The 11,604-nt window shown below is 71.2% G+C and carries 15 protein-coding genes; 7 read left to right on the forward strand and 8 right to left on the reverse strand.

Features of this window, described 5'->3' with window-relative positions:
* Positions 1 to 10 precede the first annotated feature (10 nt).
* The 4 genes from DMC61_RS11415 to DMC61_RS11430 are packed head-to-tail and all read right to left on the reverse strand — an operon-like array spanning position 11 to position 4,884.
* Positions 11 to 1,231: an alkaline phosphatase gene (locus DMC61_RS11415; protein ID WP_233594776.1), complete on the reverse strand. Its 1,221-nt coding sequence runs from the start codon at positions 1,229 to 1,231 to the stop codon at positions 11 to 13.
* Positions 1,232 to 1,269: 38 nt separating this feature from the next.
* Complete coding sequence (locus DMC61_RS11420) at positions 1,270 to 1,923, reverse strand: response regulator transcription factor (RefSeq protein ID WP_125689085.1); 654 nt, start codon at positions 1,921 to 1,923, stop codon at positions 1,270 to 1,272.
* Positions 1,920 to 3,422: a sensor histidine kinase gene (locus tag DMC61_RS11425; RefSeq protein WP_233594788.1), complete on the reverse strand. Its 1,503-nt coding sequence runs from the start codon at positions 3,420 to 3,422 to the stop codon at positions 1,920 to 1,922. The genes DMC61_RS11420 and DMC61_RS11425 overlap by 4 nt, the downstream gene beginning before the upstream one ends.
* 16 nt (positions 3,423 to 3,438) lie before the next feature.
* Entirely contained in the window at positions 3,439 to 4,884 is a 1,446-nt protein-coding gene (locus tag DMC61_RS11430) for an alpha/beta hydrolase (RefSeq protein ID WP_125689089.1), read from the reverse strand.
* Between the two features lie 245 nt (positions 4,885 to 5,129).
* On the opposite strand from DMC61_RS11430, the gene DMC61_RS11435 reads away from it, so the two are divergent.
* The 6 genes from DMC61_RS11435 to DMC61_RS11455 are packed head-to-tail and all read left to right on the forward strand — an operon-like array spanning position 5,130 to position 8,272.
* A complete protein-coding gene (locus tag DMC61_RS11435) occupies positions 5,130 to 5,588 on the forward strand; it encodes an Asp23/Gls24 family envelope stress response protein (RefSeq protein ID WP_125689091.1) in 459 nt (152 codons plus the stop codon).
* A 41-nt stretch (positions 5,589 to 5,629) separates the two neighbouring features.
* Positions 5,630 to 5,797 (forward strand): hypothetical protein, encoded by a 168-nt coding sequence (locus DMC61_RS41400; RefSeq protein ID WP_199749956.1) that lies wholly within the window; start codon positions 5,630 to 5,632, stop codon positions 5,795 to 5,797.
* 5 nt (positions 5,798 to 5,802) lie between these two features.
* Positions 5,803 to 6,189, forward strand: a complete 387-nt coding sequence (locus DMC61_RS11440; protein WP_016335850.1) for an Asp23/Gls24 family envelope stress response protein — start codon at positions 5,803 to 5,805, stop codon at positions 6,187 to 6,189.
* Entirely contained in the window at positions 6,186 to 6,713 is a 528-nt protein-coding gene (locus DMC61_RS11445; protein ID WP_125689093.1) for a DUF6286 domain-containing protein, read from the forward strand. Before DMC61_RS11440 ends, DMC61_RS11445 begins: the two co-directional genes overlap by 4 nt.
* Positions 6,710 to 7,276, forward strand: a complete 567-nt coding sequence (locus DMC61_RS11450; RefSeq protein ID WP_125689095.1) for an alkaline shock response membrane anchor protein AmaP — start codon at positions 6,710 to 6,712, stop codon at positions 7,274 to 7,276. Before DMC61_RS11445 ends, DMC61_RS11450 begins: the two co-directional genes overlap by 4 nt.
* Before the next feature lie 60 nt (positions 7,277 to 7,336).
* Complete coding sequence (locus tag DMC61_RS11455) at positions 7,337 to 8,272, forward strand: SDR family NAD(P)-dependent oxidoreductase (RefSeq protein ID WP_125689097.1); 936 nt, start codon at positions 7,337 to 7,339, stop codon at positions 8,270 to 8,272.
* On the opposite strand, the gene DMC61_RS11460 is transcribed toward DMC61_RS11455, so the two are convergent.
* The 3 genes from DMC61_RS11460 to DMC61_RS11470 all read right to left on the reverse strand — a co-directional run bounded on the left by DMC61_RS11460 (position 8,269) and on the right by DMC61_RS11470 (position 10,119).
* Positions 8,269 to 8,964: an anti-sigma factor domain-containing protein gene (locus DMC61_RS11460; RefSeq protein WP_125689099.1), complete on the reverse strand. Its 696-nt coding sequence runs from the start codon at positions 8,962 to 8,964 to the stop codon at positions 8,269 to 8,271. The two genes, DMC61_RS11455 and DMC61_RS11460, sit on opposite strands and share 4 nt — an antisense overlap.
* Complete coding sequence (sigK, locus tag DMC61_RS11465; protein WP_125689101.1) at positions 8,961 to 9,557, reverse strand: ECF RNA polymerase sigma factor SigK; 597 nt, start codon at positions 9,555 to 9,557, stop codon at positions 8,961 to 8,963. Before sigK ends, DMC61_RS11460 begins: the two co-directional genes overlap by 4 nt.
* A 94-nt stretch (positions 9,558 to 9,651) precedes the next feature.
* Positions 9,652 to 10,119 (reverse strand): MarR family winged helix-turn-helix transcriptional regulator, encoded by a 468-nt coding sequence (locus DMC61_RS11470; protein ID WP_125689102.1) that lies wholly within the window; start codon positions 10,117 to 10,119, stop codon positions 9,652 to 9,654.
* 86 nt (positions 10,120 to 10,205) lie between these two features.
* Here DMC61_RS11470 and DMC61_RS11475 point away from each other — a divergent pair, with 86 nt between their 5' ends.
* Positions 10,206 to 11,312, forward strand: a complete 1,107-nt coding sequence (locus DMC61_RS11475; protein WP_125689104.1) for a cytochrome P450 — start codon at positions 10,206 to 10,208, stop codon at positions 11,310 to 11,312.
* 46 nt (positions 11,313 to 11,358) lie between these two features.
* Here the strand turns inward: DMC61_RS11475 and DMC61_RS11480 are convergent, their stop codons facing one another.
* A complete protein-coding gene (locus tag DMC61_RS11480; protein ID WP_016335858.1) occupies positions 11,359 to 11,565 on the reverse strand; it encodes a CsbD family protein in 207 nt (68 codons plus the stop codon).
* Positions 11,566 to 11,604: the final 39 nt, after the last annotated feature.

The raw sequence follows: 11,604 nt of genomic DNA on the forward strand, positions 1-11,604 counted from the left end.
CACGTCGTGCTCAGAGACCGCTCGCCAGCCGCATCACCCAGTGGACGTCGGTGTTCTGGACGGTGCCACCCAAGCGAGCGGAGCCGGGACCTTCGGCGGTGACCGGGGTGTCGGCGCCGGTGTGGTCGTGCGTCGTCCAGTCCACAGTGAACCGGAGCTTCGAACCCGGTACGTCGAAGGGACCGTCCTGGTCCGGGTCGGTGTCGGAGGCGTCGTAGTTCTCGATGCTCAATCCGCCCGTCTCGTGATCGCCGCCGATGATCACCAGCGTGTCGGGGTGCGTGCGGACGAAGCGCAGGACCTCGGCGACGGTGGCGTCGAGCGCGCGGCCCGCGTCGATCACGCCGTGCGCGTTGTTCTCGTGCGACATCCCGTCGGTCCCTTCTTCCTCCAGGAACAGGAAGAAGCCGCGTGGGTTCTTCGAGAGGGTGTCCAGCGCCTTGCGCGCCATCTGCTGGAGCGGCACCCGCGGCGCGTACTTCCCGACGCCGTCGGGGCCGTAGTCGACCATGTCCTCGTTCGCGAACAGGCCGAGGATCCGGTTCGCCCGCGTGGCCCGCAGTTCGTCGCCGTCGCGCACGTAGGTGTAGCCGGTCCGCTGCGCGCGTTCGACCAGGTTGCCGTACGGGCTGCGGCTCTCCTCCCCCGGCTTGTCCGGCCAGAGCCCGGGGTTCCCCTTGGGATACCACCAGTCCTCGCCGCCGCCGAGCAGAACGTCCGGACGGCTGTTCTCGATGTACTGCTTCGCGATGTCGCTCTGCGAGTCCCGGCTGGGCACGTGCGCCGCGAAGGCCGCCGGCGACGCGCCCGTCACCTGCGCGGTGGTGACCAGGCCGGTCGACTTCCCCGCCCGCTTCGCCCGTTCGAGGATCGTCTCCAGCGGGCGCCCGTGGCCGTCCACGCCGACCGCGCCGTTGCGCGTCTTGTGCCCGGTCGCGAGCGCGGTGGCCGCCGCGGCGGAGTCGGTGACGATCTCGTCGGGGTCGTCCGAAGCCGTCCGCACGAGACCGGTGGCCGCGAGCCCGTCCATCGCGAGCCTGCCGTTCTTGCCCTTCAGCGCCAGCCGCAGCAGATCCCGCTGGCCGAGGCCGAGACCGTCGCCCTGGATGTAGATGATGTTCCGCGCGCCGGATCCCGCCGTCGTCGTGTCCGCGACGGCGGCCGAGCCACCGCACAGGACCACCAGCACCGTCGCCGCCGCAAGACCACGTCCGCGCACATCGCCTCCCATTTGTTAGGAACCTTTCCTAACAGAGAACGGGAGCTCGTTCAACCGCGCAGGATGCCCGCGTCGTGCGCGAGGATCGCGGCCTGGACGCGGTTCGCGCAGCCCAGCTTGGCGAGGATCCGGCTGACGTGGATCTTCACCGTGCCGTTCGAGAGCCGCAGCTCCCCCGCGATCTCCGCGTTTCCGAGGCCCCGCCCGACGCGCACCAGGACGTCGAGCTCCCTGGTGGTCAGCGCCTCGATCCGCCGCCTGGCCCGTGCGGCGTTGTCGGCGTCCGCCGCGTCGGCGTCGCGGAACCGGTCGATGACCTGCTGCGCGATCCGGGGTGACAGCACCGCCTCGCCGGCGGCCGCGGACCGCACCGCCTGGATGAGCTGCGCCGGATCGGTGTCCTTGAGCAGGAACCCGGCCGCTCCCGCACGCAGGGCGCGGGCCACGTAGGCCTCGTCCCCGAACGTGGTGAGCATGATGACCCGCACCTCACGGGCGATCTCCTCGACCGCGGCGAGCCCGTCCGTCCCGGGCATCCGGATGTCCATCAGCGCGACGTCCACGGGTATCCGCCGCACGACGTCGATCGCCTCCGCGCCGTCCGAGGCCTCGGCCACGACGTCGATGTCGCCCGCCTGGTTCAGCAGGAGCCGCGCGCCCGCGCGGAGCAGCGGTTCGTCGTCGGCGAGCAGGACCCGGATCACGGCTTCTCCTCCGGTACGGGGACCTCGAACCAGGTCTTGTCCACCAAACCCCGGTCACCGAAGCAGAACCGGAAGATCGCGGCGGTTTCCGCGTCGGGCGGATCGGCGGCCGCGACGTAGACGCAGTAGCTGTCGCCGGGTATCGGCGGCTCGTACCCCTCCGCGGCGGCGTGCGCCGCGGGTTCGTTCGGGCCGAACCACGCCTCGACCTCCTCCGGCGTCATCCCGATCTTCACGCTGGCCAGCGGATCCTCGTGGTCGGCAGGCGTGAGTGGCGGCACGAAGGCGAGCGTGGTCAACAGCAACGCGGCGACGGCGGCCAGGCCCGTCGTCAGCAGCAGACCGGACTGGATCCGGCCCGGCCGCTCTTCGCCCGTCTCTTCGGCGAGTGGCGCGTTCGCCCGTTTCGGCAGGCCGGCCGTGACGGCGAAGCCGCCTTCCGGATCCGGTCCGGCCGTGAACGTCCCGCCGAGAAGGCGGACCCGTTCACGCAGGCCGCCCAGCCCGCGCCCGGTGCCGGGCAGCCGCTCCGCCGCCACCTGCTCGGCGCTGTTGCGCACCACGACCTTCACCAGTTCGGGCCCGTGGTCGACGACGACGGTCACCGGCGCCCCGGCGGCGTGCTTGTGTACGTTGGTCAGCGCCTCCCGCACCAGGCGGTGCACGGCCCGGCGGACCGGCGGCCGGACGCCGTCGAGGTCGGAACCGCGCCAGTCGAACGCCACGTCGAGGCCGGCATCGCGCGACGACGCCACCAGGCCCTCGATGTCGGCCTTCGTACCGGCGGCGTCGGTGGCTTCGGCGGGCTCGGCAGGTTCCCCGCCCGGCCGCAGGATGCCGAGCGACTCCCGCAGTTCTTCGAGCGCGACCTTGGCCGTCGACCGGACGTGCCCGGCGGCCTGCCGCAACTCGGGATCCTTGCCCTCGGCCGCGACCTCCAGCGCGCCGGAGAACATCGTGATGAGACTGAGCCGGTGCCCGAGCTGGTCGTGCATCTCCTCGGCGAGCCGCGAGCGTTCCTCCAGCCGGGCGCGGTCGCGCAACGCCACCACCAGCCTCGCCTGCTGCGCCTGCATCGCCCCGGCCAGCGCGGGCAGGACGAGGCACGAGACCGTCGAAACAGCGATCACCACGAGGACGTACTTCCAGCGGAAGGCGGGCTGCGTGAGCAGCACGACCCCGGCGGGCAGCAGCGCGGCGAGGGCGAACACCGGCCACCGCCGCCCCCGGGTCCCCGCCGTATGCGCGACGACCGCGAGCGCGACACCGGTCGCGGGGAACAGCCCGAACAGCGCGGCCGCGGCGAGCAGCGCGGCCACCGTGAACCGGCGGCGCAGCAGCACCAGCACGACGGCGCAGGCGATCACCGCGGTCAGCACCGGTGCCGACGGCGAGAACACCTCCGGCCAGCCCCACGACGGCAGCAGATCGGCGAGGAAGACCGTCACGCCCGCGACGAATCCGCCGAGGAGTACCTCGGCGAGCAGCCGGTCGAGCATCTTCACGCGTCCAGCATCACACGGGACCGGTGGTGCAGCGGGCCGGGGCGGCGGGAATCGTCAAGTCGACCAGATACCGGCTGACCGCATCGTCCACACAGGACGATCCGCCGCCGAAGACGGCGTGCCCGACGTCCTCATTGGACAGAAGCACCGCGGACTTGAGGCTTTCCGGCAGCCGACGCGCCCAGCCATACGGTGTCGCGGCGTCCTTCGTGGTCCCGACGAGCAGGATCGGCGGCGCGCCGTCCGCTCGGACCGTCCGGGACGGCGTCGCGCCGGTGGGCAGGAAGGCGCAGCCGAGTGCTTCCGTGCCGGACGAGAGCCGGGAAACGCGGCGAAGCTCTCGCGCGGCGTCCTCGTAGGCCGCCAGATCGGTGGGATGGGTCCGGTCGAGACAGTTGACGACGGTGAGCGCGTCGGTCGTGTCGGTCGAGGGCTCCGGCTCGTCGGCGGGCTCGTCCGGCGAATCGTCAGAGGGAGCGTCGGCGCCGAGGATGATTTCCGACAGCTCCGGCCAGTCCGCCGGAAAAGTGAGTTTCGCGGAGATCTCCGAACGAAGGGCGCTCCCGTCACCCGCTTTGTCCGCTTTGGCCAGTACCCGGTCGACGGTGGCCAGGATTTCGGTCTCGTCGCGGCCGGGGCACGGCTTGCCGGTCCTCGTGGCGCATTGTCTCGCGTAGGTCAGCAGGGTGTCTTCCACGCTTTTCGCCTGCTCGACGGTGTCGGCCCGCCAGTCGAGATAGGTGTTGTCGACGCCGTCGAGCACCATGGCACGGATCTTCTTCGGGAACCGGTCGGCGTACAACTGCCCGATCCGCGTGCCGTAGGAGTAGCCGAGATAGGTCAGTTTCTCCTGGCCGGTGACCACCCGCAGCACGTCGAGGTCGCTGACGACGTCGTCGGTGCCCAGGTGCCGCAGCACGTTCTCCCCGGTGTGCTTCAGGCACGCCTCGGTGTACTGCCGGGTGCTCGGGACCTCGGCGCCGATCAACGGCAGGCCCTCGGGAGCCTTCGACGAGGGTTCTCCCTCGGTGTCGCAGCGGAGCCGCGGTTCGCTGCCGCCGATCCCCCGCGGATCGAAGCCGACCAGGTCGAACCGGGCCCGGACCGAGGCGGGCCACGTGCCCGCGATGTCCTTCACCATGGCGACCCCGGACTGCCCGGGGCCACCCGCGCCGGCGACGAGCGTGCCGAGCCGCTCCCCCGGCCGGGTCGCCGCCGCCTTGATCACCGGCAGCGTGAACTTCGGCCCGTCCGGCCGCCGGTAGTCCACGGGCACGGTCAGCTTCGCGCACTGGAGGGCGTCACAGGGGCGCCAGTCCAGGGTCTGCCGGTAGAACGACGCCAGTGCCGCCTCGCGCTCCGGTTCGTCCACTTTGGTCTCCGGCGCCGGGCTTCCCTGCGAGGTGGTACATCCGGCGACCAGCGCGAGCGACAGCATCACGCATTTCCAGCTCACTCGTAACTCCTGCCTTCGGGACACCGGACGATCCAACCCCGCCGCCCACCGCGCGCACGACCCTCGACGGGAGGGAAAAGGACGGCGGCGTCGGCCGCGGGGACTAGGCCGAAAGACATACCCGCGGACGATGAGATCCAGACCACACGATCGGGTCGTGACGATCTCCGCGCGGCTGGGTCTATGGAGTGTGGAAGTGAAGAACTTCCGCCACAGGCAACGGAATCCGAATTGAGGAGATCGCGATGACGAACACCGCCACCACCGCCAAGCCGAACTCGAGCTCCACCGCCGAGAACAGCGCTCTCGTCTCCACCCAGGGCGTGACCACGATCGCGGACACCGTCGTGCAGAAGGTCGCGGGCCTCGCGACCCGGGAGATCACCGGTGTCCACGCGCTGGGCGGCGGCGCCGTGCGGGCGTTCAACGCGCTGCGCGAGCGCATTCCGGGCGCCACCGCGTCCGCCGGGCAGGGCGTCTCCGTCGAGGTCGGCGAGCGCCAGGCCGCGGTCGACCTGCAGATCGTCGTCGAGTACGGCGTCGCGATCGCGGACCTCGCGAAATCGGTGCGCCGCAACGTGATCGGCGCGGTCGAGCAGATGACCGGGCTCGAGGTCGTCGAGGTCAACATCAATGTGTCCGACGTGCACATCCCGGGCGACGACGACGCCGACGAGAGCACCGAGTCCGGCCGAGTCCAGTGACCATCGGCGCCGGTCCGCGCCAGACAGCAAGGAGAACGTTCATGAACGCCACCCAACTCGGCCTGTTGACCGGTCTCGTGGCCGGCGCGTTCGGCGGCTTCGGCGCCTTCCTCGTCGTGCTCGTGCTCGCCGCGCACGGGCTGCTGGTCGGCAGGTTCCTCGACGGCAAGCTCGACCTTTCGGCCCTGGCGGGCCGCGACAGGGGCTGATCGCCATGACGACCATGACCGCCGCCGCGCCCGGAACGGACGGGCGCGGCGGGCTGACCGTGGCCGACGGCGCCGTCGAACGGATCGCCGCGCGCGCGATCACCGAGGTCGACGGGGTCGGCGGCGCGGCCTCCCGGGTGCTCGGGATCGCGGTCGGCGGCGAAGACCTCGACCAGGGCGCCAAGGTGAGCGCGCACGTCACCGGTTCGACGACCACTTTGGACGTCCGGCTCTCGGTGAAGTACCCGCTTTCGGTGCGCGCCACCACCGAGGCCGTGCGAGAGCATCTGATCCGCCGCGTCGGCGGGCTTTCGGGCCTGACCGTCACGCGGGTCGACATCACCGTCACCGCCCTGCATTCCGGCGAGACCGAGACGAGGAGGGTCCGATGAAACGGCGCCCCCGCCGCAGTGTCCCGGCCGTGCTGGTCGCCCTCGCGGTGCTCGCCGGATGTGTGCTGGCCGCCGCCGTCGCGGTCCAGACGATCGTCGGGGAGAAACCGTGGATCAGCTACGACGCCGTCGCGTCCGCGCTGCACGATCTCCGGTGGAGTGATCCCCTTCCGGCGATCGCCGGTGGCGTGGTCGCGCTTCTCGGCCTGCTGCTCCTCGTGAGCGCGATCGTGCCGGGAAGGCCGACCGTGCTGCCGCTCGAAGGCGGCACGGATTCGGGTGCCTCCCGGCGCAGTTACCGGTCGACCCTGCGCACGGCGGCCTCCACTGTGGACGGTGTCGCGGCGGCGAAGCTGAAGGTGAAGCGGCGCTCGGTCGTCTCCGTGGTGACCACCGGGCGGACGAACACCGCGGGGCTCGCCGACGCCGTCCGCGCCGCCATCGAGCACCGTCTCGCCCAGATCGGTCCCGCCACCGTTCCCGCCGTGCGGGTACGGGTCAAGGCCACCAGGAGCGCGTCATGACCGACCTCAACCGTCCCGCCCGGCTGAACCGCACCCTGCTGGTGCTGACCGGGCTCGTGCTGATCGCCGGTGGCGGGTTCGCCGTCGGCACCCATTTCGGCCGGATCCCGCTGCTGGATCCCGCCGCCACGCTCGTCCCCGGCACCGCCACGCCACCCGGCTGGGTCTGGTACGCCGTCGCCGGGGGCGCGGTGATCCTCGGGCTGCTGGCCCTGCGCTGGCTGATCGCGCAACCGGTCCGCAAACCCAAATCCCACACCTGGCGTTTCGAGCAGGACACCGGCCGGACCGCGCTGGCCGCGAGCACCGCGGTGGAACCCTTCACGGCGGAGGTCGCGACCTATCCCGGCGTCCACGCCGCGCACGCCACCCTCGGCGGCACCCAGGACGCGCCGGTGCTGGCCGTGGTGCTGAGCGCCGAACAGGACGGCGATCTGGCCGCGATCCGCGCACGGATCGCCGAAGAGGGACTGCCGAGGCTGCGTCAGGCGCTGGATCTCGATGAGCTTCCGATGACCATCGAGTTCCGCTTCTCCGCGAAGGCCGGGCCCCGTATCCAGTAAGAGGTTTCCGCCGCGGGCTCACCGGGAAGACGGGTACCACGACCGAGGAGGAGCATCCGCATGTCCACCGTGACCAGCGCCGCCGACACCGTGCTCGACCGGACCCTGCTCGGCTACGGCAACATCGGCTACCTCCTGCGCCGCAAGTGGTGGCCCGCGGATCCCGCGCCGGACGCGCTCGCGGGCAAGGTCGCCGTGGTGACCGGCGCGAAGGCGGGCCTGGGCAAGGCGACGGCCATCGGCCTGGCGAAACTGGGCGCGACCGTCCGCATCGCGATCCGCGGCGACGGGGAGACCGCCCGCGCCGAGATCGAGCGCGCAGCCCCCGGTTCGCGGATCATCGTCGACCGGTGCGACGTCAGCCTGATCTCGTCGGTGCGCGACTACGTCAAGAATCTCGACGGCGAGGTGGACGTCCTCGTGCACAACGCCGGGGTCATGCCCGCGGAGCGCACGGAGACGGCCGAGGGCAACGAACTCATGCTGGCCACGCACGTGCTCGGCCCCCATCTGCTGACCGCGTCGCTCCGGCCGAAGCTCGCCGACGGCGCGAGAGTGATCTGGGTCAGCTCCGGTGGCATGTACGGCCAGCCGCTGCGCGCCGACGACCTGCAGTACCGCCGCGACGAGTACAAACCGGCCGCCGGCTACGCGCGCACCAAACGGATGCAGGTGGTGCTCGCCGAACTGTGGGCGGACCGGCTGGACGGCTCCGGGATCACCGTGCACAGCGCCCACCCCGGCTGGGCGGACACGCCCGGGGTCGCGACCTCCTTGCCGACGTTCCGGAAGCTGACGGGCCCGCTCCTGCGGAACCCCGAGCAGGGCGCGGACACGTTCGTGTGGCTCGCCGCCGCCGAAGAACCCGGCCGGTTCAACGGCATGTTCTGGCACGACCGCGTCCAGCGCCCGACGCACTATCTCGGCAAGACCCGGGAAACCGCCGCGCAGCGCCGAGAACTCTGGCAGGCCTGCGAGCGGCTGACCGGGCTCTAGGCCAGATCCACCATCACGACCGCCGGAACCGTCGGCGCGGGCGAGCCACCGGCGGGTTCGGCGGTGATGCCGACCCGGTCGATCCCGTCCGGCAGGTCCGTGAGCACCGGGTGTGTCCGATGTGGACCGTCCGGCGCCAGCAGACCGGCCGAATGCACCCCGCTCGCCCCGATGAGCCACACCTGATACGCCTTGCCCGCGGCCAACGGCGGGAGTTCACCGGCCAGTACCACGATCTTGCCCTGGCTCCGCGAGGTCACGACCGTGGTCGTCCCGCGTTCGGCGCTCTTGACCGTCGAGGCGTCGGGCGCGGCGAGCACGGCGTCGACGCCGGTCGGCTGCGGTCGCGCGGGGTCGGTGTTCGTGGTCACCAGACCGAACACCAGCGCTCCGACGGCCGCCGCAGCGGCACCCCAAAGGGCGACCCGGGTCTTCACGACCCCGCTGCGACGCGCGATCGAGGGCGGCCACTGACGCGTATGGGCGACCCGCTTGAGCGTCGCTTCCCGCAGCCTCGGCGGCGGCGCGGTGGCCAGCGCCCTGCCCAGCCGCGCGGCGGTCTCCCGGAGCTCCCGGACCTCTTGGCCGCACGCGGGACAGCCCCGCAGGTGTCGTTCGAACGCCGCGGCCTCTTCCGCCGGGACGGCGTCCACGGCGTAAGCCCCGGTCAACGTGTGCAGTTCGGCGGTCACTGCCCCACCCCCAGGCAGTCGCGCAGCCGGATCAGGCCGTCGCGGATGCGGGTCTTCACCGTGCCGGGCGCGGTGTCGAGCACTTCCGCGACCTCCGGGTACGTGTAGCCGTTGTAGTACGCCAGCACCACCGATTCGCGTTGCAGGTCGGTCAGCGCGGAGAGGCACTGGCGCACCCGCTGCTGCTCGAGGTTGCTGATCGTCGACTCGGCGACCTCGTCGAAGGGGCGCCGGAAATCCAGTCTGCCCGCGCGATCGTCCCGGTCGAGCGCGGCCTGATGCGATCGCACCCTGTCCACCGCCCGCCGGTGCGCGATGGTGAGCACCCAGGCCAGCGTGCTCCCCTTGCCCGGTTTGAACCGCGCGGCCGTCCGCCACACCTCCACCATGACCTCTTGGGTGACCTCCTCGGCGAACGTGCCGTTGCGCACGACCCTGTTCACCACACCCCACACCGGTCCGGCCACGACGTCGTACAGGTCGGCGAACGCCTGTTCGTCGCCGGCCGCGACCCGTTGCATCAAACTCGCCTCGGCGGGCTCCGTTCCGGTGCCACCGCTTCCGCGCGGACTCGTCCGCACACCCTCGACCATCAAGCCGCCTCCACCTCACCCGACGCCCGGCTACGCGGTTACCAGGGCGTCCGGGAGGGATTCGGTGCCGAGAGCGGATCGGACTGGTCCGGGGTCAAGCCTGTTCTTCGAGCACCTTGTCCATTGTGGACTTCAGCTGCCGGAGGAAGCCCTCGAAGCGTTCGACCTCTTCCGGCGGATACTCCGCCACGAGCGCCGCGAGCCCGGCGCTGAACGGGCCGAAGAACTCCCGCGCGGGCGCCTGGATGTCGGTGCCGCTGCGCAGGGTCACCACCCGGCGGTCGGTGTTCTCCCTGGTCCGCACCACGTAGCCGAGGTTCTCCAGCCGGTTGAGCAGGTTCGTGGTCGCGCCGGAGGTCAGGGCGATGCGTTCGCCGAGCCGGGCCGGGGACAACGGCGATCCGGTGTCTTCGGCGTAGAGGATCTCCACCAGAGCGGCGGCGTCGGTGGCGTGCAGGCCGAGCCAGTCCGCGAACCGGCGGGTGAATTCGGTGTAGTTCGCCCCGAAGCTCCGGAGGCCGTCCAGGAGCGACGCGCTCCGCGCCGCGACATCGTCCGCCATCACCCCTCCTCGGTTCCGTGCTTTGACAACCTACCGGCCGCAAATATACCTTCATGGTGAAGCTACTTTCTCATGAAGGAGTTCCCGTGCTCCCCGATCCGTTCGCCGCGTCGACCCGCGGTATCACCGAACCCGACCCCGTCCGTCCCGCGCTGAGAGCCGCCGGTCCCCTCGTCGAAGTGGCCGCTCCCGAGGGCGGAAGCGCGTGGATCGTCACCGAGGAGGGCCTGGCCCGCGAAGTCCTCTCCGATCCCCGCATCGCCAAGGATCCGGCGCTGGCCCCCGCGGGCTGGACGGCGCTCGAACAGACCGCCGCCGAACAGCCGTCCCTCACCACGCTGGACGGGCCCGAACACACGCGTTTGCGGCGTGCGCACGCACCGCTGCTGAGCGCCAAGCGGATCCAGGCGCAGGCGGACCGGATCCACCGGATCGCGCGCGCCCTGCTGACGGACCTCGGCGGCGAGACCGTCGACCTCATGGACGGGTTCTCCACCCGTTTCCCGCTGACGGTGCTGCTCGACCTGCTCGGAATCCCGCTCCAGCTGCTCGACGCCGCCGTCGACGCCTGCCGCCGCATGTCGGATCCGGAACCGGGTGCGCAGGGCAAGGCCATCGCCGCGATCGCGGATCTCGCCGCCGCGGGTCTGACGCCGAACCGGACGGGGCTCGCGACGGAACTACGCGACAGCCTCCCGCCCGGAACGTCCGAAAAGGACCTGCGGTATCACCTGTTCGCGTTGATCTTCGCCGGGCAGCTGACCACCGACGCCTCGATCGGCTTCCTGATTTCGCGGCTGCTGAACGGGGACAAGGCATCCGTGAACGACCTCGTCCGGGAAACGCTCAAGGACCATCCGCCCGCGCCGTTCACGCTGTGGCGGTTCACCACCGTGGAACTCGACCTCGCCGGCGTCCGGCTCCCCGCCGGGGCACCGGTGCTCGTCGACATCCAGGGCATCAACACGGACCCGGCGAGGAAACCGGGTCCGGACCTGACCTTCGGGGCGGGGCCGCATTTCTGCGTCGGCGCCCAGCTCGCGCAGCTCGAACTGCGGGCAGTGGCCACGGTGCTGCGCACAGACTTCCCCGGAGCCCGGCTCGCCGTGCCATATGACGAACTCCGGCAGACATTCCTCGGCGGCATCCAGGGCACGCGGCTCACGAGCCTGCCGGTGCGGCTGCACGGATGAGCCGGGCCGGGGCGCGGAAAACCGCCGCCCCGGCCCGAAAGGACCGCTACTTCTTGAAGGTGTCGCGGATCTTGTCCGCCGCGTCGCCGACGGCGTCCTTCACGTTCTCGACGGCGCCCTTGAGGCCGGCCTTCGCCTGGTCCGCCTGGCCTTCCGCGCGCAGTTCGTCGTTGCCGGTGGCGTCACCGGCGGCCTCCTTGGCCTTACCGCCGAACTCTTCCGCCTTGTTGCTGATCTTGTCGCCCAAAGACATCGTTCCTCCTCCGGATCGTGTGCCTTACCTCCGGAGGAC

The organism is Amycolatopsis sp. WAC 04169, from assembly GCF_003947535.1.
GTDB classification, from domain to species: domain Bacteria; phylum Actinomycetota; class Actinomycetes; order Mycobacteriales; family Pseudonocardiaceae; genus Amycolatopsis; species Amycolatopsis keratiniphila.

What these genes read in the sequence shown, in the direction of transcription:
- DMC61_RS11445 (WP_125689093.1), top strand. Translation starts at nt 6,186, where the DNA reads ATGAAACGGCGCCCCCGCCGCAGTGTCCCGGCCGTGCTGGTCGCCCTC.
- DMC61_RS41400 (WP_199749956.1), top strand. Translation starts at nt 5,630, where the DNA reads ATGAACGCCACCCAACTCGGCCTGTTGACCGGTCTCGTGGCCGGCGCG.
- DMC61_RS11415 (WP_233594776.1), bottom strand. Translation starts at nt 1,231, where the DNA reads ATGGGAGGCGATGTGCGCGGACGTGGTCTTGCGGCGGCGACGGTGCTG.
- DMC61_RS11435 (WP_125689091.1), top strand. Translation starts at nt 5,130, where the DNA reads ATGACGAACACCGCCACCACCGCCAAGCCGAACTCGAGCTCCACCGCC.
- DMC61_RS11425 (WP_233594788.1), bottom strand. Translation starts at nt 3,422, where the DNA reads ATGCTCGACCGGCTGCTCGCCGAGGTACTCCTCGGCGGATTCGTCGCG.
- DMC61_RS11470 (WP_125689102.1), bottom strand. Translation starts at nt 10,119, where the DNA reads ATGGCGGACGATGTCGCGGCGCGGAGCGCGTCGCTCCTGGACGGCCTC.
- DMC61_RS11480 (WP_016335858.1), bottom strand. Translation starts at nt 11,565, where the DNA reads ATGTCTTTGGGCGACAAGATCAGCAACAAGGCGGAAGAGTTCGGCGGT.
- sigK (WP_125689101.1), bottom strand. Translation starts at nt 9,557, where the DNA reads ATGGTCGAGGGTGTGCGGACGAGTCCGCGCGGAAGCGGTGGCACCGGA.
- DMC61_RS11455 (WP_125689097.1), top strand. Translation starts at nt 7,337, where the DNA reads ATGTCCACCGTGACCAGCGCCGCCGACACCGTGCTCGACCGGACCCTG.
- DMC61_RS11450 (WP_125689095.1), top strand. Translation starts at nt 6,710, where the DNA reads ATGACCGACCTCAACCGTCCCGCCCGGCTGAACCGCACCCTGCTGGTG.
- DMC61_RS11440 (WP_016335850.1), top strand. Translation starts at nt 5,803, where the DNA reads ATGACGACCATGACCGCCGCCGCGCCCGGAACGGACGGGCGCGGCGGG.